The 20934-nt window shown below is 71.8% G+C and carries 16 protein-coding genes; 4 read left to right on the forward strand and 12 right to left on the reverse strand.

What is annotated here, in order from left to right; translation table 11 throughout:
• The first annotated feature begins 90 nt into the window (after window positions 1-90).
• Window positions 91-1107: a hypothetical protein gene (locus ABZ272_RS17480; RefSeq protein WP_355050962.1), complete on the forward strand. Its 1017-nt coding sequence runs from the start codon at window positions 91-93 to the stop codon at window positions 1105-1107.
• A 235-nt stretch (window positions 1108-1342) separates the two neighbouring features.
• Here ABZ272_RS17480 and ABZ272_RS17485 read toward each other — a convergent pair whose 3' ends face one another.
• The 3 genes from ABZ272_RS17485 to ABZ272_RS17495 form a co-directional block, all read right to left on the reverse strand.
• Window positions 1343-3031, reverse strand: a complete 1689-nt coding sequence (locus ABZ272_RS17485) for a S8 family serine peptidase (protein WP_355050963.1) — start codon at window positions 3029-3031, stop codon at window positions 1343-1345.
• A gap of 96 nt (window positions 3032-3127) precedes the next feature.
• Window positions 3128-3850 (reverse strand): HAD family hydrolase, encoded by a 723-nt coding sequence (locus ABZ272_RS17490; RefSeq protein ID WP_355050964.1) that lies wholly within the window; start codon window positions 3848-3850, stop codon window positions 3128-3130.
• A gap of 93 nt (window positions 3851-3943) precedes the next feature.
• Complete coding sequence (locus ABZ272_RS17495) at window positions 3944-4900, reverse strand: DMT family transporter (RefSeq protein ID WP_355050965.1); 957 nt, start codon at window positions 4898-4900, stop codon at window positions 3944-3946.
• An 86-nt stretch (window positions 4901-4986) separates the two neighbouring features.
• Here ABZ272_RS17495 and ABZ272_RS17500 point away from each other — a divergent pair, with 86 nt between their 5' ends.
• Complete coding sequence (locus ABZ272_RS17500; protein WP_355050966.1) at window positions 4987-5532, forward strand: CGNR zinc finger domain-containing protein; 546 nt, start codon at window positions 4987-4989, stop codon at window positions 5530-5532.
• Here the strand turns inward: ABZ272_RS17500 and ABZ272_RS17505 are convergent.
• The 3 genes from ABZ272_RS17505 to ABZ272_RS17515 all read right to left on the reverse strand — a co-directional run bounded on the left by ABZ272_RS17505 (window position 5499) and on the right by ABZ272_RS17515 (window position 7251).
• Window positions 5499-6086, reverse strand: coding sequence for a GNAT family N-acetyltransferase (locus ABZ272_RS17505; RefSeq protein ID WP_355050967.1), 588 nt, complete (start codon window positions 6084-6086; stop codon window positions 5499-5501). The two genes, ABZ272_RS17500 and ABZ272_RS17505, sit on opposite strands and share 34 nt — an antisense overlap.
• Before the next feature lie 179 nt (window positions 6087-6265).
• Window positions 6266-6448, reverse strand: coding sequence for a DUF397 domain-containing protein (locus ABZ272_RS17510; RefSeq protein WP_355050968.1), 183 nt, complete (start codon window positions 6446-6448; stop codon window positions 6266-6268).
• Window positions 6439-7251, reverse strand: a complete 813-nt coding sequence (locus ABZ272_RS17515) for a helix-turn-helix transcriptional regulator (protein WP_355050969.1) — start codon at window positions 7249-7251, stop codon at window positions 6439-6441. Before ABZ272_RS17515 ends, ABZ272_RS17510 begins: the two co-directional genes overlap by 10 nt.
• Before the next feature lie 345 nt (window positions 7252-7596).
• Here ABZ272_RS17515 and ABZ272_RS17520 point away from each other — a divergent pair, with 345 nt between their 5' ends.
• The gene (locus ABZ272_RS17520; protein ID WP_355050970.1) at window positions 7597-7884 is read left to right on the forward strand and encodes a hypothetical protein; all 288 of its coding nucleotides are present in this window, start codon (window positions 7597-7599) and stop codon (window positions 7882-7884) included.
• Window positions 7885-7921: 37 nt separating this feature from the next.
• On the opposite strand, the gene ABZ272_RS17525 is transcribed toward ABZ272_RS17520, so the two are convergent.
• Complete coding sequence (locus tag ABZ272_RS17525; RefSeq protein WP_234583379.1) at window positions 7922-8344, reverse strand: MarR family transcriptional regulator; 423 nt, start codon at window positions 8342-8344, stop codon at window positions 7922-7924.
• Between the two features lie 176 nt (window positions 8345-8520).
• On the opposite strand from ABZ272_RS17525, the gene eno reads away from it, so the two are divergent.
• Window positions 8521-9828, forward strand: coding sequence for a phosphopyruvate hydratase (gene eno / locus ABZ272_RS17530; protein ID WP_355050971.1), 1308 nt, complete (start codon window positions 8521-8523; stop codon window positions 9826-9828).
• 17 nt (window positions 9829-9845) lie between these two features.
• Here eno and ABZ272_RS17535 read toward each other — a convergent pair whose 3' ends face one another.
• From ABZ272_RS17535 to ABZ272_RS17555, 5 genes are all read right to left on the reverse strand, one after another.
• Entirely contained in the window at window positions 9846-11255 is a 1410-nt protein-coding gene (locus ABZ272_RS17535; RefSeq protein WP_355050972.1) for a class II fumarate hydratase, read from the reverse strand.
• A 35-nt stretch (window positions 11256-11290) separates the two neighbouring features.
• Window positions 11291-14272, reverse strand: a complete 2982-nt coding sequence (locus ABZ272_RS17540) for a BTAD domain-containing putative transcriptional regulator (RefSeq protein WP_355050973.1) — start codon at window positions 14270-14272, stop codon at window positions 11291-11293.
• A 255-nt stretch (window positions 14273-14527) separates the two neighbouring features.
• A complete protein-coding gene (locus ABZ272_RS17545) occupies window positions 14528-17503 on the reverse strand; it encodes a BTAD domain-containing putative transcriptional regulator (RefSeq protein WP_355050974.1) in 2976 nt (991 codons plus the stop codon).
• Between the two features lie 108 nt (window positions 17504-17611).
• On the reverse strand, window positions 17612-19279 hold the full coding sequence (locus tag ABZ272_RS17550) for a fumarate hydratase (RefSeq protein WP_355050975.1): 1668 nt from the start codon (window positions 19277-19279) through the stop codon (window positions 17612-17614).
• Between the two features lie 114 nt (window positions 19280-19393).
• Complete coding sequence (locus ABZ272_RS17555; protein ID WP_355051024.1) at window positions 19394-20806, reverse strand: PQQ-binding-like beta-propeller repeat protein; 1413 nt, start codon at window positions 20804-20806, stop codon at window positions 19394-19396.
• Window positions 20807-20934 lie beyond the last annotated feature (128 nt).

Here is a 20934-nt window from a genome sequence, read left to right on the forward strand (position 1 = left end):
TCGTCGTTGTCCACAGGGGCCCGTGGGGCCCTCGGCGGGGTTGTCCACAGGGGTTTCGGGCGGGTGGCGATCGGCGGCACGCTGCTCGGCATGCCACCACGTCCGTACCGACCCGACGCCCTGACCTGGCAGGTTTTCCGCGGCTCCGACGTCGTCCGGGATGGCCTGCTCAGTGAGCACCAGCTACGCAGCAGCGCCTGGGTACGACTTCGCCACGACATCTACGCCGACGCCCGCCTGGACCGGGACCATGCCCTGGCCTGCCGCGCCGCGCTCCTGCGGCTGCCGCCCGGGGTGGTCGTGGCTGGTCCGTCGGCCGCCTTCCTGCACGGCGTCGAGCACGCCGCCGCCTTCACCGACGACGTGCACATCCTCGCGCCCCGACCGTTACGGGTCGGCGCTCAACGCGGCCTTCGGGTGCATGTCCACACCGCGTCCGAACACGCCTTCGCCGGCCCGCGCGTAAGCGGTCCGATGTCTGAACGGGGGGTCCCCTGTCCGCCGACGAGCGGTCCCTCGAAAGCGAGACGCCCAAGCGGCGCGACCCGCCCACCGGGACCGGATCGCCTGGCGCGCAGCCCGCTCCCCTGCTCGGGCCCCGCGCGGTCCGCCTGGGAGACGGCGGTCTGGCTCGACCCGGTCCGCGCGCTCCCCATCATCGACACGTTGCTCGGGCGGGGACTGACCGACAGCGCCGCGTTGGCCAAGGAGGCCACCCTCAACACGGATCGACCCGGGGCTCGCCGGGCGGATTGGCTCTTCGACCTGGCCGACGGGCGGGCCCAGTCCCCGCCGGAGTCCCAGCTACGGGCGCGGTTGGTGCTGGGCGGCCTGCCACGCCCCGTCGTCCAACATCCGGTGCGCCTGCCCAACGGCGTGGTCCTGCACCCCGACCTGGCGTGGCCCACCTACCGGGTCGCGGTGGAGTACGACGGGCAGTGGCACTCCGACATCGACCAGTTGCACCGTGACCGCCGACGGCTCAACCTGCTGGTGGGCGCGGGCTGGTTGGTGCTCCACGTGACCAGTCGACGGATGGGGTCCGAGTTCCCGGCGGTGCTGCGCGAAGTGCGTGCCGCCCTGAACGCCCGCGGCTGGCGGCGGTGAACGCCCGCGCCGCATCGGTGAGCGCCCGGGTCCCGGCGGCGAACGCCCGTGATCCACTCGGTTTCTTGGAAACCGGGGTGTCCGGGGCACCGCGACACCCCGCCTTCCAAGAAGCCGAGTCGATCACGCGCCTGCCGGACGCGACCGTCGCCCGCCCCGGACCCGCGGCGCACGCGGGCGGCGCACGCGGCGGGGCCCGGCCGACGAGTGTCGACCGGGCCCCGCGGGCGGTGCGTTACGGGCGTGCGTTGAGCTTGAGCGGGGTCTTCACCGCCGCGTACGCGTCGACGATCCCGTACCCGTAGAAGCCGTTGAAGTTGAGCCCACCGGCGCAGTACGCGTCGTAGGTCTCGTCACGGCCCTCGTTGCGGTACTGCTGCAGGCGCGGCTCCGGGCAGGCGTGCTCGGCCGCCGTGCGGTAGAGGTGTTGCTCGACCTGGTCCGGGGACATGCCGAAGCCACCCCGGCCCTGCGGCTTGCCGTACCGGCTGACGATCAACGCGGCCACACCGGCGGCGTGCGGGGACGCCATCGAGGTGCCCTGGAGGTAGGTGTAGTAGCCGCACTCACCGTTGGCCTTGCACTGCTTGAAGACGGACTCCTCGAACCCGGCGACGATGTTGCCGTCGGCGTCGACCGAGCCCTCCTCCTGGAGCACGTGCTTCGGGTAGGACGACAGGATCATGTTGGCGTCGGTGCGGAAGGTGTCCGTGCCGAAGCCGTCGCGGAACCAGCCGCCCGGCGCGGCGACCGAGATCTGCTCGGTGCCGTAGTTGGAGAAGTCCGACTTCTTGCCGGACGGGCCGACCGACGACACACCGATGACGTGCGGGCCCTCGGTGGGCAGGTCCCAGCAGCTGTTGTTGTCGATCGGGCGCGGGTACGGGTCGGCGCCGTAGTCCGGGCTGGACGTGTCGGTACGGGGAGCGCCCAGGTCCTCGTTGTTGTTGCCGAGCGCGCCGACCAGGGTGACGCCCTTGTTGTGGGCGAATTCCAGCGCCCGCTTCATGGCCTTGATGATGGCCCGCTGCTCGGCCTGCGCCTCGGGGGAGTCGGCCGGGTTGGCGGTGCAGTTGTAGAGCCACGGGTCGACGTAGAACGACATGTTGACCACGTCGATCCCGTTGCGGCCGGCGTAGACCAGGGCGTTGACGACCGGGTCGAGGAAGAAGTAGCCGGAGTCCTGGCCGCCCTTGAGCTCGACCAGCGACACGTTCGGGGCGACACCGGAGAGGCCGAAGCCGTTGGCGGCGGCGCCGATGGTGCCGGCCACGTGCGTGCCGTGCCCGCCGTCGTCGGTGCCGACCGCGTCGAGGCAGCTCGGCACCTCGCAGGGGCCGTCCACGTCGGTCCGGTCGGGTGCGAAGTTGCGCGACAACGCCCAGTTGAAGTTGGGCGCGATGTCCGGGTTGCTGGCGTCGACGCCGGTGTCCAGAACGCCGACGGTCACCCGACGGTCACCGGGCTCGATCTTGCGGGCCTTGTCGGCCCGGATCATCTCCAGGCCCCAGAGCTTGTCGTCGAGCGGGTCCATCTTGGCCCCACGCCGTGCGGCAGCGCCGGCGGCGGCCTTGGTGGCGGCCGTCAGGTGCTCCTGCTCGACCCGGTCCAGCTTCGGCTTGCGGCCGATGGCCTTCTGCTCGGCGGCGCCGACCAGGGTCGGCGCGGCGGCGGCCCGGGACGCGAAGTCGGCCCGGTCACTGGTGACCTGGAACATGCCGACCTCGTCGGACGAGGACACCACCGTGCCGCCGGCGGCCCGGATGGCGGCGACCGCCGTGTCGACGGCGACCCCGTCCTCGGCGACCACCGTGAAGGTGCGGGACGTGCTCGGCGCGGCGCTGGCCGGTACACCCAGGCCCGCTGCCGTAAGTGCCAGTACCGCCGCGGTCGCGACGGCACCGACGGTGAAGCGCTTGCTCACCACATCGAATCCTCTCGTTGAGGGACGTGGCGTCATCACACAACACCCGGCGGGTTCCCGCCAGATGAACGTCCGTTATGCCGGTGAATCTGTCCTTCATCCGCCCTGGCCGACGCCCAGATCCACCCGGTCGGACGATGCCGCCGGCAGATCCGACAGGACCGTGGGCAGTTCGGACAGGGTGGACACTTCCGCGTCGGGGATGAGACCGGCCGGGCGGGGCAGCCCGTGCCGGTTCAGCCACACCGACCGCAGGCCGGCCCGTCGGGGTGCCACCACATCGTGCTCCCACGAGTCGCCGACGTACACGATCTGCTGGGCGGGCACCCCGGCAACCTCGACCACCGCCGCGTAGAACTCCGGGGCGGGCTTCTTGGGCAGGCCGTTCTCGTGCGCGTACACCTCGAAGGCGAACTCGCCGGCGAGCCCGCAGCGTTCGGCGCGGCTGTTGCCGTTCGTGGCGAAGCCCAGCGTGTACCGGCGGCGCAGCGCCGCCAGCGCCGGCGGGACGTCCGGGAACGGCCGGGTGAGGGCGAACCGGCGGGCGAAGAAGAGGTCGGCGATCTCGTCGAGGTGATCGCCGAGGCCGGCTCGGGCCAGCGAGCGGGCCAGCGCGGCGCGGCGGATCTCCCTGACCGGGGCGGCGCTCAGCTCACCGAAGACCGCTCCCCAGTCGGACTCCAGCTCGGCGAGCGTCACGCCGGCCGCGTCGGGTGTGCGACGCCGCATCTCGTCGAGGACGGCCGCCAGCCCGCCGGTCACCGCGGGCCGCAGGTCGAGCAGGGTCTCGTCGGCGTCGAACACCACAGTGGTCAGCACGTCCGCCACTCTCTCACCGCCCGACGACCGCACCACGCGATGACCGCACCGCCCGACGACCGCACCACGAGACGACCCCACGGGACAGCGACCTCACCGGGTGCCGGCCGCCAGCGCGGGCTCGGGCGCGGTGGGCGCGGGCACGCCGCGCAGCTCGTCGAGGCGTACCAGGGCGACCCCGGCGACGATCAGCAGGCCGCCGAGGAGTTGCCAGGCGGTCGGGAGTTCGTCGAGGAACAGCCAGGCGATGAGTACGGCGAACAGCACCTCGGTCAGCCCGACGAACGACGACAGCCGGGGGCCGAGGATCCGGTTGCCGGCGATGCCGGCCAGGTACGCGATCACGGCGGCGACGAGGGTGAGCCCGACGATGGGCAGCAGCCAGGTGGTGCGCTGCCCGGCGAAGGTGACCTCGCCGAACGTGGCACGCAGCGGCAGCAGCCCGGTCACCCCGATGAGCAGCAGCACGGCCGCGCCGACGGCCATCCCGCCGCTGGCCATGGCGACCGAGGGCAGGCGGGGGTCGACCCGTCCGGCGAGTACGAAGTAGCCGGCCAGGCCGAACGCGGCGCCCAGCCCCCAGAGCACGCCGACCGGGTCGAAGGCGGCGTTGCCGGTGAGGTCCAGGACGAACACCAACCCGCACAGCGCGGCAGCGGAGCCGGCCACGGTGAGCCGCCGGGGGCGCTGGCCGTGCCGCAGCCACATCCAGCCCACGACGAGGATGATGCCCAGGTATTCCAGCAGGAGCGCGATGCCGACCGGCAGGTAGCGCACGGCGTTGAAGAAGCACACCTGCGCCAGCGCGACCCCGAGCAGGCCGAACATCACGACTGCGGAGCTGTTGTCGCGCAGCACGTGCCACCTGCCGCGCAGCGCCAGCAGGGCGGGGATCGCGAGCACCAGGGCGGCCACCCCGACCCGGGCGACGACAGCGGCCTCGGCCGACCACCCGGCCTCGATGAGCGAGCGCGCGAAGGTGCCCGAGGTGGCGAACGTGACGGCGGAGAGCAGCGCCAACGCGGCGCCGACGGCGGGTCGTTGCGGCATCTCGCGCTCCTCGCTGCGGCATGTGCGTCATGGGCAAACTATCCTTGTGCCCATGACGCTAGGCGGCCATCGTGACAGGAGTCAAGTTGCTATTCGCTCATGACACCGAATGCTCGCTGATCGCCGCCACCGCGCTGGTCAACACCGGAGGCCGCGACGGCGAGCTGCTGCCCGACGTCGCCGCGCTGGACGCGTTCTTCCTCCGGCACGCCTACAGCGGGCGGCACGAGCACACCGACGCCGAACTACGCGCCGTACGACAGTTGCGCCCCCGCCTGCGCCGCATCTGGGACGCCGAACCGCCCGAGGTCGTCGACATCATCAACGGCCTGCTCCGCGAACACCGGGCGCTGCCGCAGCTCATCGAGCACGACGACGAGCCGTACCACCTGCACGCCGTGCCCCGCGACGCGCCGCTGGCCACCCGCATGGCGGTGGAGGCGGCCATGGCCATCGCCGACCTGGTCCGGACCGGTGAGCTGAGCCGGCTGCGCATCTGCGAGCACCCGGACTGCGACAACGTCGTCGTCGACCTGTCCCGCAACCGGTCCCGGCGGTTCTGCGAGGCCGGCTGCGGCAACCGCGCCGCCGTGACCGCCTACCGGGCGCGCAAGGCCGCCGGCCGGTCCTGAGCGACGTCGGCGGCCCGCAGCTCGTACTCCACCTCACCGTGCTCGGTCCCCGGGATCGGGTCGTCGAAGTCCAGGTGGAACGTGCGCACGTAACGCAGCCCCGCCTTCTCCATCACCCGGCGGGACCGCTCGTTCACCGCCATCGTCTGCGCCCACACCCGGCGCACGCCCACCACGTCGAGCGCGTACCGAACCAGCGCCCGGGACCCCTCCGTCGCCAGGCCACGCCCCCACGCCGCGCGGCGCAGCCGGTAGCCCAACTCGGCCTCGGTGCCGTCCTCCGACGGGTCGAGCGCGAACCACCCCAGGAACTCACCGGACGCCCGGTCGAGCGCCGCCCAACGCCCCAGGCCGGGATGCCGCTCGTACTGGGCGATCCGCCTCGGCAGGTACTCGTCCCGGATCTTCTCGGCGGGGGTGGCGACGCCGCCGGTGAGGAACCGCATCACCTCGGGATCGCTGTCCAACTCGACGAACGCGTCCACGTCGGCCATCGTCAACCGGCGCATCCGCAGCCGCTCGGTCGACCCGCTCTCGCCATCGCCGTCCCACATGCCCGCATCATCCCGCCGCTCACGGACACCGTCGAGCCGATTACCCGCAGGCCGCCGCCGCCCGCCGCAAGATCCGCGCAACTTCGGGGAAACTGCTGCCTCAGGCCGCGCGGAAGCAGCAACAACAGTGAAGTTGCGCAGGAAACCCCGCGACCACCGTCGCGGGCCGGGCGGTCGCGTCAGCGCGGGGGCGCGAGCACGAAGAGCCGCCAGGAGTACGCGTCGACCACCAGCACGGGTCCGTCCGGGTCCTTACTGTCCCGCACCCCGACCACGCCCCCCAGATCCGTAGCCACCTCGACGCACCAGTTGTCCTGGTTACTGCGGCTGCTCTTGCGCCAGCGTGCCTCGGTCAGCTCCACGACTCGGCCACCTCGCTGATCAACTCGATGGACGCCTGCGGGGGCAGGGCTTCGCCCAGGGTAGCCTCCCAGACCCGCTGCAACCGCTGCAGATCCTTGGGCTGGTCCAGCTCCTGACCGCGAACCTGGCACTCCAGGTAGGCCACTTCCGTGCCGTCGGGCAGGGCGGCGAGCGCGAACTGCCCGCCAAGCCCGGGATACTCCTCGGCAGAGCGCGGCACCACGTGCAGCCGGACCCGCGGGTGCGACGTGGCGATGCTGGCCAGGTGCAGGGCCTGGTCGTGCATCGCCTTCCGCCCGCCGACCCGTCGTCGCAACACCGCCTCGTCCAGCACCACCACCATCTGCGGCGCACTCTCGCCGCGCAACACGTCCTGCCGGTTCATCCGGTCGACCAGCCGCCGGTCGACCTCCTCGGGGGCGAGCAGGTTGCCCGCCTCGAAGACCGCTCGGGCGTATGCCTCGGTCTGAAACAGCCCCGGCACGTAACAGGGTTCGTACCATCGGACCGTGCGCGCCTGCGCGAAGATCGTCTGCCAACCACGCAGCCAGGGTTGCGCCCGGTCCAGGCTGACCAGTTCGGTGGACATGCGGCTGAAGAGGCCGCCGGTGTCCAGGGCGCGATCGAGGAGTTCCAGGTACTTCGCGGTGGGCGGCTGCTGGCCCAACTCGACCGCGCTGACCATCGACGGCGAGTAGTTGACCGCCTTGGCCAGCTCGTCCTGGCTCCAGCCTCGGCGAGCCCGCGCCCGGCGCAGCTCCGCGACCAGGAACGCCGCCGCCGTCATCTGCCCATCGGCCATGCCCGACCACTCTCCAACCCGCTGGCGATCGATTCCAGACGGCCAACAGAGCCGGCACCGCCCGGAAACAGGGCAGCCACGACAGGTCGGCCGAACCCTTCCGACCGTAGTCGTCCGGTCACCAGACTGTGAAGTGCGAGCCGCTCCCCGTCCCCCGGGACCAGCGGGATCGCACGGGACCGCCCGAACCCCCGTGCCAGGCGGTCCCACCCCGCAAGATCGCGCTCGAACCTGGAAACAGTGGCATCCCGACGCGCCGAGACCACTACATCCAGGTTCGAGCGCGATCTTGGGAGGTGCGGGAGCGATGTCCCAAACGATTCAGCTCGAAAGGACCCCCGCCGCATGTGCCGGACCGTGTCGGATGACCGCAAAACCGCGCCCCGTCGACCGCACCTGCCGCTGCGTCCGCTGTGGCTCTGTCGGGTCTGTGCCGCGCCGTGGCCGTGCCCGGTGGCCCGACTCGCCCTGCGCCAGGAGTACGCGCACGACCGGATCGCCCTGAGCATCTACCTGTGCACGGTCCTGCACGACGCGGCGGCCGACCTGTACCGGCTCAACCCGCACGACGGCCCGGACCCGAAGGTTCTCTACACCCGGTTCCTCGCCTGGGCGGCACTGCCCGAGCCCTGATGTTCGTCGACGGCGGCCCTGCCGTCGAAGGGAGCGTCTAGCGCATGGCGAGCCGTTCCAGCAGGGCGGCGCTGCGTGCCAGCAATGCCCGCTCCTCATCCGTGAGTTCCGCCTCGATGGCCTGGGCGAGCCAACCGGCTCTGCGGCTGCGCTCCGCCTCCAGGGCGGCCCGACCCGCGTCCGACAGCTCGACGAGCGACTTGCGGCCGTCCGTCGGGTGCGCCCGTCGCGTAATCAGCTTCTGCTCCATGAGCAGCCCCACCGCCCGCGCCATCGACTGGGGGCGTACGCGCTGGTCGGCGGCGAGGTCGCTGGTGGTCATGGCGCCGTCGCGGTCGAGGGCGCCGAGCACGGCGATCTGACCCAGCGGAATGCGGTCCTCGTGCTTGACGCGCCGGGTGAGCTTGCCCATCGCGGTGCGTAGTTCGGCGGCGATGGCGGCGGCTTCCGAGGTGGGCACAGGGCACTTTACCCCGCTCGTCAGCGCTACTGGGCAGCTGACCTGCACAGCAATACTGTTCAGCGGGGCTGTTCAGCATAACTGATCAGCATTGCTGTAGGGTTTGCCGCTGTCGGGCTCAGCGCCAGCGTTGTCGCAGCTGGGGCCTCGGCAGGCGACAACGAAAGGCACCTCCCATGTCCGCACCGGCAGCCGGAACCGTCACCACCACCATCGAGACCGTCACCGCCCGCCGCATCATCGACAGCCGGGGCAACCCCACAGTCGAGGTCGACGTCACGCTGGCGGACGGCTCTCTCGGCCGGGCCGCCGTCCCCTCCGGCGCCTCCACCGGGGCCCGGGAGGCCGTGGAGCTGCGCGACGGAGACCCGGCGCGCTGGCACGGCAAGGGCGTCGACCGCGCGGTCGCCAACGTCAACGGGGAGATCGCGGCGGCCGTGCGCGGCAGCGACGCGGCAGACCAGGCGAGTCTGGACGCCGCACTGATCGCCCTCGACGGCACCGCCACGAAATCTCGGCTCGGCGCCAACGCGATTCTCGGCGTGTCCCTCGCCGCCGCCAAGGCCGCCGCGACGGCCCACCGCCAGCCCCTCTACCGCTACCTGGGCGGCGCCGACGCCCACCTCCTGCCGCTGCCGATGATGAACATCGTCAACGGCGGCGCCCACGCCGACAACCCGCTCGATTTCCAGGAGTTCATGATCGTGCCCGTGGGCGCGGACACCTTCGCCGAAGCCGTCCGCATGGGCAGCGAGGTCTTCCACACCCTGCGCCGCGATCTGCTGGCCGCCGGGCACTCCACGGGCGTGGGCGACGAGGGTGGCTTCGCCCCCGAGCTGCGTACCGCCGAGGAGGCGCTCGACTTCGTGCTGACTGCCGTCGAGGGCGCCGGCTACCGCCCCGGCACGGACATCGGCCTCGTCATGGACCCGGCGTCGTCCGAGTTCTTCCGCGACGGCGGGTACGACTACACGGGCGAGGGAGTACGCCGCACGCCCGCCGAGCACGCCGACTACCTCGCCAGGCTCATCGACGCCTACCCGGTCGTCTCCATCGAGGACCCGATGGCCGAGAACGACCTGGACGGCTGGCGCGAGCTGACCGCCCGCGTCGGCGACCGCTGCCAGCTCACCGGTGACGACGTGTTCTGTACCAACGAGACGCTGCTGAGCGAGGGCATCCGCACCGGCGTCGGCAACTCGGTCCTGGTCAAGGTCAATCAGGTGGGCACCCTGACCGAGGCGCTGGCCACGGTGGCCACGGCCCAGCGGGCGGGCTGGACAGTCGTCATGTCGCACCGCTCCGGCGAGACGGAGGACACCACGATCGCGGATCTGGCCGTCGCCACCGGCTGCGGTCAGCTCAAGACCGGCTCGCTCTCCCGCTCCGATCGGACGGCGAAGTACAACCAGCTGATCCGGATCGAGGAGGAGCTGGGCGACTCGGCGCGCTTCGCGGGCCGCTCCGCACTGCGCCGGGTGTGAGCGGCGAGCGGCGCGGGTCAGGGATGAGTCATCCGGAGCAGGTCGAGCACCTCGTCGAGCTGGGTCTCGGTAAGTTTGCCGGAGTCGACGTGACCCCGGGAGATGACGACCTCACGGATCGACGCCTGCTTCGCCAGCGCCTCCTTGGCGATGGAGGCGGCCTCGTCGTACCCGAGGTAGCGGTTCAGCGGGGTGACGATCGACGGTGAGCCCTCGGCGTACGCCAGACAGACCTCGGCGTCCGCGACCAGGCCGGCCACCAGGCGGTCGGCGAACAGCCGACTCGCGGCGGCCAGCAACCGGATCGACTCCAGCAGGTTGCGGCCCATCACCGGGAGCATGACGTTCAGCTCGAAGTCGCCCTGGGAGCCAGCGAACCCGACCGTCGCGTCGTTGCCGATGACCTGGGCGCAGACCTGCCGCATCGCCTCGGCGACCACCGGGTTGACCTTGCCCGGCATGATCGACGACCCGGGCTGGAGGTCGGGGATGCGCAGCTCCCGCAGGCCGGCCCGGGGGCCGGAGCCCATCCAGCGGATGTCGTTAGCGACCTTGTAGAGGCCCACCGCGATGGTGCGGAGCTGCCCGGAGGTCTCCACCAGGGCGTCGCGGGCGCCCTGCGCCTCGAAGTGGTTACGGGCCTCCGACAGTGGCAGCCCGGTCGACTCGCGCAGCTTGCCGATCACGGCGGCGGCGAAGCCCAGTGGCGTGTTGATCCCGGTACCCACGGCGGTACCGCCCAGCGGCAGTTCGGCCAGCCGGGGCAGCGAGCCCTGCAACCGCTCGATGCCGTAGCGGACCTGGGCGGCGTACCCGCCGAACTCCTGTCCGAGGGTGACCGGCGTGGCGTCCATCAGGTGCGTACGCCCCGCCTTCACCACCGTCTCGAACTCGGCCGCCTTGCCCTCCAGCGCCTCGGCGAGGTGGGTCAGCGACGGCAGCAGGTCCTCGGCGATGAACTGGGTGGCGGCCAGGTGGATCGAGGACGGGAACACGTCGTTGCTGGACTGGGACGCGTTGACGTGGTCGTTCGGGTGCACCGGCGAGCCCAGCTCCCGGCTCGCCAGGGTCGCGATCACCTCGTTGGCGTTCATGTTGGACGATGTCCCCGAACCGGTCTGGAAGACGTCGACCGGGAACTGGTCGTCGTACCCCCCGTCGGCCACGTGCGCGGCGGCGGCGGCGATCGCGGCGGCCACGTTGGCGTCGATCACGCCAAGCTCGCCGTTGACCTCGGCCGCCGCGCCCTTGATCTGGGCCAGGGCCTTGATCTGGGCGGGTTCGATGCCCCGGCCGGAGATCGGAAAGTTCTGCACCGCGCGCTGGGTCTGCGCCCGCCACAGCGCCTCGGCGGGCACCTCCACCTCGCCCATCGAGTCGCGTTCGATCCGGTAACCGGTCGCCTCTGGAGTCGTCACGCGTACCATCCTGCCGCGCCCGCCGCCGAAGCGCAGATGATCCGTCAGCCCAACTCGGCCAGCAGCCGCTCCACCTCGTGCTGCTCCGGCGAGTCGATCTGGGTGAACACCGCCAGCGCTCGGAGCCAGTGTGACCGGGCGGCGGCCGGATCGGTGTCCCGCAGGCAGCGGGCGATACCGTCCAGCGCCCCGGCCTGTTCGTGCCGGGCGTCCAACCGGATGGCGTCGGCGAGCACCCGCCGGTGCAGGTCCAGTGCGCTGGGAACGTCGCCCTGGTCGAGGAGCGCACGGGCCAGCAGGTTGAGCGATAGGCAGGCGGCGACGCGGTCTCCCGACTTGGTCACCGCGGCGAGCGCCTCGCGGTGCAACATCGCGGCGGCCTCCGGCCGGCCCAGGATCCGTTCGATGGTGCCGAGCTCGTTGAGGACCTCACCCTCGCCGAAGCGGTTGTCCTGACGGCGCTTGAAATGCAAGGCCAGCCGCAGAAACCGGTGCGCACCCGGATAGTCGCCGAGCCGGGCCCGCACCGCGCCGAGGTGACCGAGGGCGTAGCACAGGCCGTTCATGTCGCCGATCTCGCGGGCCAGGCGCATCTGACGCCGCGCGGCCAGCCGCGCCTCCGGATAGCGGCCCGAGGCCAGCAGCAGGAGCGTCTGGTTGTTGAGCATCGCGATGACCTCCGCCGGTTGGTCGCCGCCGGAGACCAGCGCCAGCGCCGCGGCGGAGTGGGTCATGGCGGGAGCCAGTTGCCAGTTGGCGCCGTACGCGATGGCCAGATTACGGCGGACGGTGGCCTCACCACGCCGGTCGCCGAGCCGTTGACGCAACCGGAGCGCGACCTCCATCAGCTCGATGGCCTCCGGAAACCGACCGAGCCGGAAGTAGCCCGAGGACAGGTAGTTCTGCGCGGTGGCGACGGCCCCCGCGTCGCCGAGCTGCTCGGCGGCGCGCAGTGCGACGGTGTGCGTATCCACCAACTCGTCCAGGTGGCCGTGCGAGAACAGGTAGAACCAGGACGTGCGGGCCAGCTGCCAGCACCGTTCGAGATGCCCCTCGGTGGCCGCCAGCCGCACCAGCGCCGGCAGTGCGGCCCGATTGACGTCGAACCAGCCGACGCCATCCGACGCCGCTGCTCGCACCAGATCAGCTCGTGGAGGCTCCGGCAGCACCAGCGCGGATCGGCTGGCCACCGGCTCGATCCGGCTGGTGACGGCGTGAGCCACATGTAGGTGATGATCAAGGAGCCGCACCAGGGCGGCCTTCCGTCGTGCTGCGGTCTCACCCGTTTCCAGCAACTGTCGGGCGTACTCGCGCATCAGGTCGTGGTAACGGAAGCGCCCGAGTTCCGGCTCGTCGATGAGGTGCGCGTCGACGAGACCGTCAAGCACGTCCTGGGCGGCCGGCAGCGGCAGGTCCACGACCGCCGCCGCCAACCGGTCGTCGAAGAGACCCCCGGGATGCAGCGCCAGCAGCCGGAACATCCGCTGCTGTTCGAGGTCGAGCTGTGCGTACGACAGGGCGAAGGCCTGCCCGACGGAGCGTTCGCCGGCCGACAGCTCGGTCAGGGTGTCGCGTCCGGTGCCGAGCCGGTCCGCCAGGTCGCGGACCCGCCACCGGGGCCGGTGGGCGAGCCGGGCTCCGGCCAGTCGGATCGCCAGGGGCAGGTACCCGCAACGGCCGGTGACCTCGGCCGCCGCCTCCGGCTCTGCGGCAACCCGCTCGACGCCCGCCACCCGGCCGAGCAACTCCACGGCCTCGTCGGGGTCCAGCACCGCCAGCGACGACGGCTTGCCGCCGTCCAAGCCGGCGAGCCGGCGGCGGCTCGTGATCAAGGTCAGGGTGTCCCGGCCATTGGGTAGTAGTGGGGCGACCTGGGCGGCGCTGGCAGCGTTGTCGAGCACCACGATCGCCCGCCGTCCGGACAGCTCACTTCGCCAGAGGGCCGCGCGTTCGTCGGTGTCGGCCGGTATGCGGTCCCCACGGACACCGAGCTGGCGCAGCAGTGCGGCCAGGGCAGCGGCCGGCGGCGCCGGTTCACGTTCGCTGTGCCCGTGCAGGTCGATGAAGAGGTGCGCGTCCGGATAGCGGTCCGCGAGCGCGTTGGCGACGTGCACGGCAAGCGTGGTCTTGCCGCTGCCCGCCATGCCGTCGACGAGCTGGATCCGGGCGTCGTCCTCCTCGATCTCCTTCACCAGCCGTGCGACCGTCTCCTGCCGTCCGGTGAAATCGCTGATGGCCCGGGGTAGCGCTCGGACCGGGGTGAAGGACCGCTCCTCCGGGCCGGTCAGCGCCAGGTCACCGGCGAGTATTCGCTGGTGCACCTCGTGCAATGCGGCACCGGGCTCGATGCCCAGCTCGTCGGCATGAATCCGCCGACCCTCCCGGTAGACGGCGAGCGCGTCAGCCTGCCGGCCCACCGAGGACAGCGCGAGCATCAACTGGCCGCGCAGACGCTCCCGCAGCGGATGCCGGTCGACGCTCTCGCTGAGTTCGTCGAGTAGATCGGCGGCCTGCCCGAGGCGCAACTCGACCTCGACACACTCCTCCAGCACGGTGAGGCGTTGCTCGTCCAGCGTCTGCGCGCGCCGACGGACGCTGCGGCTCGGTATTCCACTGAGGGCCATTCCCCGCCAGAGCGCCAGCGCGGCGCGGAACCGCTCACGCGCCTCACTCGGCCGGCCGGCGGCGACGGCCGACCGGGCCTCATCGACCGCCCGAGCGAAGACCTCGGCGTCGAGGTCGGTCGGCAGGATTCGCACGCCGTACCCGACCGGGTCGGTCACGATGATCTCGGGAGACAGCCCGAGGTCGACAAAGCGGCGCCGCAGCCGCGACACACACGTCTGCAACTGTGCTCGCGCGGTAGATGGAGGCTTCTCCTCCCAGACCGCGTCGATCAGCTCGTCGACCGGCACCAGCCGACCGGCACGCAGCAGCAGCATCGCGAGCACCACCCGGTCCCGGCCCGCGGTGACGGTGGACTCGCCACCGCCGACGCGCAGAGGCCCCAGGATTCCGAACCGCATCTGCTCCCCCGTGTTCACAACATCCAGCAGCGTAGTCCGGCGGTCACAGGTCGGCGCGGTCCGGTGATAGTGATCTGAGAGCGGATCGAGTGGGGTGCACCGCAGACTTGGTCCAAGGTTGCCGGTGACGACATCCGACGGGGGCGGTGCGACCGTCCCACCCCCCAGCGGGCGGGCGTACCGATGTCGGTGGAGGTGCTACCGACGGGCGAGGCGTCAGGCGGAAGCCTGGCGCCTCGCCGCATAATCGACCGGTCAGCGAAGGTCGGCGAGCAGTTGCTCCACCTCGTGCCGGTCCGGCACATCGATCTGCCGGTACAGGGACAGCGCCCGGGTCAGGTGCGTGCGTGCTGCCGCCGGGTCCGTCGTACGCAGGCACCGGCCGATGCCCTCCAGGGCCCGGCCCTGCTCGTAGCGGGCGCCCAGTTGGGTCGCGTCGGCGAGCACCCGGCGGTGCAGGTCGAGGGCGCTGGACACGTCCCCCTGGTCCAGGATGGCCCGGGCCAACAGGTTCCGCGTGCCGCACTGGGCGGTCCGGTCGCCCACGTCGGTCATCGCGACGAGCGCCGCGCGGTGCAGCTCGGCGGCCCGCTCCGGGCGACCAGCCTCCCGCTCCATCATCCCGATCTCGTTAAGCACCTCGCCTTCGCCGAACCGGGCGCCCACCTGTCGTTTCAAGCGCAGCGAGGCACGCAGCAGCCGGTCGGCCGGTGCCAGGTCGCCCATCCGGTGCCGCGCCATCCCCAGGTGCCCGAGGGCATTGGCGATCCGGCGCGGGTCGCCGAGCTCGCGGGCGATGCCCAGGTGCCTGCGGCCCGCGCGCACCGCCTCGTCGAGCCAGCCCCACAACAGCAGGGTCATCGACAGGTTGTTGAGTTCGTTCGCCAACGCCTCGTTGTCGCGCATCCGTGTCGCCAACTCCCGGGCGGCGTCGTAGGCCTCCAGCGCCCGGTGGAACTCGAAGTTGGCGGCATACGAGATGCCCAGGTTGCCGAGGGTGTTGCGGTACTCGCGACGCAGACCGAGCCGGCGGAAGATCTCAAGCGACCTCTCCATCACCCGGATCGCCTCGGGGAAGCTACCCAGCCGGTAGAGAGCCGAGGCGAGATAGTTGAGCAGCGTTCCCACCGCCTTCTCGTCGCCCAGATCCTCCGCGGCCCGCAGTCCCGTGGAGTGCGTCTCGATCAGCTCGTCCAGACGACCGCTCTCGAACTGGGCGTACCAGCCCGCCCTGGCCAACTGCCAGCAATAGCTGAGGAACCTCTCCGTCTCGGCCAGGCGGACCAGCGCGGGCCACAGGGCCATGTTCTCGTCGAGCCAGGCTCTGCCCTGTTCGGCGACTGTCGCGGCCAGGTCGGGGCGGAGCGGCTCCGCCACCACGAGCAGCGGACGAGCGGCGGAGAGTTCCCGCCTGCGAGCGATTGCCGTGGCGACCTGGAGATGGTGATCGAGCAACCGCTCGGTGCCTTCCCGCCGCTCCGCTGCCCTCTCGGGATCAGCCACCAACGTCCGGGCGTACTCGCGGACCAGGTCATGCAACCGGTACCGACCCGGCTCCGCCTCCTCGACCAGGTGCGCGTCGACCAGCTCGTCCAGCAGATCCTGCGCGTCGGGTAGGGACAGCTCGGCGAGCACGGCGGCGACCGGGGTGTCGAACCGTACCCCCGGGTGCAGGCCCAGCAGCCGGAACGCACGCTGCGCCGACGGCGGCACCTGGGCGTACGACAGAGCGAAGGCCCGGCCCACCGACCGGTCGCCCGCCTCGAGCTCGGCCAGCGGGTCGGGTCGACTCGACAGCCGCTCCGCGAGGTCGGCGATGCGCCAGCGGGGCCGATGCGCCAGGCGAGCGCCGGCCAGCCGGATCGCGAGTGGCAGGTGACCGCAGCGCCGCACCATCTCGGCTGCCGCCTCCGGCTCGGCGGCAACCCGGTCGGAGCCGACCACATGCTCGAGCAGTTCGACCGCCTCGTCCCGGTCGAGCACCGGCAGTGACACCGGCCGTCCCTCGTCCACGCCGACCAGCCGGCGACGGCTGGTGACCAGGACCAGGCAGTGCGAGCCGTTGGGCAGCAGCGGTGTCACCTGGCCAGCCGTGGCGGCGTTGTCCAGCACCAGCAGGGCCCGCCGACCGGCCAGCTCGGTGCGCCAGAGCGCGAACCGGTCGTCCTGGCTCGTCGGCACCCGGTCGGCGGGAACACCGAGCTGCCGTAGCAGGGTCGCCACCGCCGCCGACGGCGTCAACGGGGTGCGCTCGCTGTGCCCGTGCAGGTCGATGTAGAGCTGAGCGTCCGGATAGCTCTCCGCGAGGACAGTCGCGACGTGCACCGCCAGCGTGGTCTTGCCGCTGCCCGCCATGCCGTCGATGAGCTGGATCCGTGCGCCGGCCTCCACGTCCTTCAGCAGGCGCGTCAACGTCTGCTGCCGGCCGGTGAAGTCGCCGATCGCCCGGGGCAGCGAGCGCACCGGGGCCGCCGACCGGACCTCCCGGCCGGCCAGCGCGAGGTCACCGGCCAGCACCCGCTGGTGCAACTCCTGCAGAGCGCCGCCCGGTTCGAGGCCCAACTCGTCGGCGTAGAACCGACGGCCCTCCCGGTAGACCGCCAGCGCGGCGGCCTGCCGACCCACCGACGAGAGCGCGAGCATCAGTTGCCCTCGCAGTCGATCCCGCGAGGGGTACACCTCGACGCTCTCGGTCAACTCCTCGATCAACTCGGCGGCCCGCCCGAGGCGCAGCTCGACGTCGACGCACTCCTCAAGCACCGTGAGGCGCTGCTCGTCAAGCGTCTGCGCCCGACGACGGACACTACGGCTGGCGATGCCCGCCAGCGCCGGGCCCCGCCACAGAGTCAGCGCCGCCCGGTAGTGCGTACGGGCGTCGACCAGACGACCGGCCGCGCCCGCCGCCCGCGCCACCTCCACCCCCCGGGTGAACAGGTTCGCGTCCAGGTCGGCGGGATCGATGCGTACGCCGTAACCGGCAGGGTCGGTGACGATGGTCCCCGAGGCGAATCCCAGCTCGGTGAGGCGACGCCGCAGCCGCGACACACACGTCTGCAACTGGGCACGGGCGGTAGCCGGAGGGCTCTCCTCCCAGACCGCGTCGACCAACTCGTCGACCGGCACCAGCCGGCCGGCACGCAGCAGCAGCATCGCGAGCACGACCCGGTCCCGACCTGCCGTGACGGTGGACCCACCACCGACACGCAGAGTCCCCAGGATCCCGAACCGCATCTACTCTCCCGCGTCGATCACACACCGACCAGCAGCGTAGTCCGACGGTCACAGCTCGACGGAGTCCGACCACCGACGCGAGAGGCGCCGCTGCGCGGGACGGAGAGGTCAGCGGCGGCCGATGGTGAGCACCGGCTTGGTGACCTCGGCGAAGAAGTCGTTGCCCTTGTCGTCGACCACGATGAAGGCGGGGAAGTCCTCCACCTCGATCTTCCAGACGGCCTCCATGCCCAGCTCCGGGTATTCGAGCACCTCGACGTGCTTGATGCAGTCCTGGGCGAGGCGGGCCGCCGGACCGCCGATCGAGCCGAGGTAGAAGCCGCCGTACTGCTGGCAGGCGCGGGTCACCTGACCCGACCGGTTGCCCTTGGCCAGCATCACCTGCGAGCCACCGGCGGCCTGGAACTTCTCCACGTACGCGTCCATCCGGCCGGCCGTGGTCGGGCCGAACGAGCCCGAGGCGTACCCCTCGGGCGTCTTCGCCGGGCCGGCGTAGTAGACGGCGTGGTCGCGCAGATACTGCGGCATCGGCTCACCGGCGTCCAGCCGCTCGGCGATCTTGGCGTGGGCGATGTCCCGGGCCACGACGAGCGGGCCGGACAACGACAGGCGGGTCTTCACCGGGTACTTGGACAGCTCGGCCCGGATCTCGTCCATCGGCCGGTTGAGGTCGACCCGGACGACCATCTCGGCATCGAGCGCATCCTCCGTGACGTCCGGCAGGAACCGCGCCGGGTCGGTCTCCAGGCGCTCGAGCCACACGCCCGACGGGGTGATCTTGGCAACCGCCTGTCGGTCCGCCGAGCAGGAGACCGCGATTGCCACCGGGCACGACGCGCCGTGCCGGGGCAGCCGCACCACCCGTACGTCGTGGCAGAAGTAGCGCCCACCGAACTGCGCGCCGATGCCGAAGTTACGGGTCAGCTCCAGCACCTCGGCCTCCAGCTCCAGGTCCCGGAAGCCGTGCGCGCTCATCGAGCCCTGCGTCGGAAGGGCGTCCAGGTACTTCGCGGAGGCGTACTTCGCGGTCTTCAACGCGTACTCGGCGGAGGTGCCGCCGATGACGATGGCCAGGTGGTACGGCGGGCAGGCGGCAGTGCCGATCAGCCGCAGCTTCTCCTCCAGGAACTGCATCATCCGCGTCGGATTGAGCAGCGCCTTCGTCTCCTGGTAGAGGTACGACTTGTTGGCCGAGCCGCCGCCCTTGGCCATGAAGAGAAACTTGTACGCGTCCGGGTGCCCGTCCGGGTCCTCGGCGTACAGCTCCACCTGGGCCGGCAGGTTGCTGCCGGTGTTCCGCTCGTCCCACATGGTCAGCGGGGCGAGCTGGGAGTAGCGCAGGTTGAGCCTCGTGTACGCCTGGTAGACGCCCCGGGAGATGGCCTCGGCGTCCGCACCGTCGGTCAGCACGTGCCGGCCACGCTTGCCCATCACGATCGCCGTGCCGGTGTCCTGGCACATCGGCAGCACCCCGCCGGCGGCGATGTTGGCGTTGCGCAGCAGGTCCAGCGCGACGAACCGGTCGTTCGACGACGCGGCCGGGTCGTCGATGATCGCCCGGAGCTGCGCCAGGTGCGCGGGGCGCAGGAAGTGCGCGATGTCGTGCATCGCCTCGGCGGTCAGCGCGGTCAGCGCGGCCGGCTCCACGGTGAGGAAACGACGGCCCCCCGGGCCGTGCACGACGTCCACGCCCTCGTCGGTGACCAGGCGATAGTCCGTCTGGTCGGGGCCGGTCGGCAGCAGGGGGGCGTACGAGAATGCGGCGGCACTGCTCATGAGCGGCAAGCCTAGGGCAGACCGGTCGATCATTCCCACCCGCCGGGCTGGGTCTGGGACGCCGCTCTCATCCGCCGAGGTCGGCAGCGCTCAGCGCCCCGAAGTCGCGCCCGCTCAGCCGTCCTTGCCGCCGTCCGGTTCGGTGCACAACTCACCCTTGGGCCCGCAGTCGCCGTTGCCGTCCCCCGACCCCGGGCGGGTGCCGCCCGGGCCGGGGTTGCCGCCGTCGCCCGGCTGCGGGACGGGGGCGCCGGGCGTGGCGCCGAAGCGGACGTACCCGATCTCCCGACCCTCGCCGATGATCATGCCCTGCGAGCCGACGGCGAGGGCGTTCGCGGAGGTCCGCAGCACGGCCAGCTCCCGCCCGGTGCGCGGGTCGAGGGCGACCAGTCGCGACGGCTTCTCGTCGGCGAGCACCGCCGCGTACGGGGTGAGCGCCGCGCCCGCCTTGGCGCTGGCCGGCCTGGTCCACCGCACCTTGTCGGCGCCGAGTTCACGGGACACCACCGAGCGCTTGTCGGCGGAGCGGAACACCGCGTAGCGGTCGTCGACGGCGACGAGCTTGGTGCTGGCCTCGCCGACCCAGAGCAGCCGTCCGTCGTACCCGTCGATGACCGCCTCGCGGCCGTCCGGGCCGACGCCGATCAACACGTTCCGCGCGCCCTGCGGGTCCTCGCGCTGCACGCAGCCGGCGGTGTCGGCGGTGCGCAGGTTGACCCCGGCCCGCTGCCACGCCTCCTGCCCGGTCGCCGGGTCCCGCGCGGAGATGGCGAAGTAGCAGGTGCCGTCCTGGGAGCGGGCGGCGATCCGCAGCATCCGGCCGCCCACCACCGACAGCCGCTCGTCCCGGCCGGGCTCGACGTTCTGCAACACCCGGCCGGTGGCGGTGTCGACGACGTGCACCCGGCCGTCGACCGGGAAGCCCAGCAGCGGAGGTGCCGCCTCGGCCCCGGCCACTCCGTCGTCGATTCGGGTGGCGGTGAGCCGGCGGGTGCCGCGCAGGCCGGGGTTGTCGGCGAGCAGGCCGCTGTGCACCCCGGGCAGGAAGGCCGTCCACAGTGGCTTGGTGCCGCGCGGGTCCCACGCGCTCAGCGTGCAGTCGGTGGCGTCCGTGCAGCGGGCGTCCAGCAGCAGGTTCCGGTACGTCCACACGGCCACCGCGTCGTCGTCGCGCCGTCGGACGGCACCGGTGGTGGGGTCGAGCAGCTCGTACCCCTTGACCAGGAGCTTGCCCACGGCGACGACCGGATCGCGGTCGCCACCCGCGACCGCCGACCAGTCCGCCTTGCGTTCCCAGAGCTGGGCGCCGGTGGCCAGGCTGCGGGCCTCCACCCGGGTGCGCTGCTCGACCACGACGGTGTCGCCGGCGATGGTCACGCTGCGCGGGGTGCCGCCGACCCGCTGCTGCCAGACCACGTCCGGCTCGGAGATGGGTTCGCTGCGGTCCACCCAGTCCCAGATGCCGGGGAATGGATTCCAGACGCCGGTGGCGGCGAGGGCGACGACCACAGCGAGGCCGGCCAGCAGCCCGACGCGCACGCTCCCCTTCGCCACCCGCACACCGTAGCCACGATCACGGATCTTCCGTATGCCCGCGCCGCCGTGTCGCCGCGCTTTCTGCGGCCGGAGGTGTTAACAGGGGGCCCTTCCTCTAC

Origin of the sequence: Micromonospora sp. NPDC005979 (assembly GCF_040614415.1) — a bacterium.
In the GTDB taxonomy this organism is placed as follows: domain Bacteria; phylum Actinomycetota; class Actinomycetes; order Mycobacteriales; family Micromonosporaceae; genus Micromonospora.

Coding starts and splice junctions, on each gene's coding strand:
- eno (WP_355050971.1), top strand. CDS start 8,521: ATGTCCGCACCGGCAGCCGGAACCGTCACCACCACCATCGAGACCGTC.
- ABZ272_RS17505 (WP_355050967.1), bottom strand. CDS start 6,086: ATGTGGGACGGCGATGGCGAGAGCGGGTCGACCGAGCGGCTGCGGATG.
- ABZ272_RS17545 (WP_355050974.1), bottom strand. CDS start 17,503: ATGCGGTTCGGGATCCTGGGGACTCTGCGTGTCGGTGGTGGGTCCACC.
- ABZ272_RS17520 (WP_355050970.1), top strand. CDS start 7,597: ATGTGCCGGACCGTGTCGGATGACCGCAAAACCGCGCCCCGTCGACCG.
- ABZ272_RS17540 (WP_355050973.1), bottom strand. CDS start 14,272: ATGCGGTTCGGAATCCTGGGGCCTCTGCGCGTCGGCGGTGGCGAGTCC.
- ABZ272_RS17495 (WP_355050965.1), bottom strand. CDS start 4,900: ATGCCGCAACGACCCGCCGTCGGCGCCGCGTTGGCGCTGCTCTCCGCC.
- ABZ272_RS17515 (WP_355050969.1), bottom strand. CDS start 7,251: ATGGCCGATGGGCAGATGACGGCGGCGGCGTTCCTGGTCGCGGAGCTG.
- ABZ272_RS17550 (WP_355050975.1), bottom strand. CDS start 19,279: ATGAGCAGTGCCGCCGCATTCTCGTACGCCCCCCTGCTGCCGACCGGC.
- ABZ272_RS17535 (WP_355050972.1), bottom strand. CDS start 11,255: ATGGTACGCGTGACGACTCCAGAGGCGACCGGTTACCGGATCGAACGC.
- ABZ272_RS17480 (WP_355050962.1), top strand. CDS start 91: ATGCCACCACGTCCGTACCGACCCGACGCCCTGACCTGGCAGGTTTTC.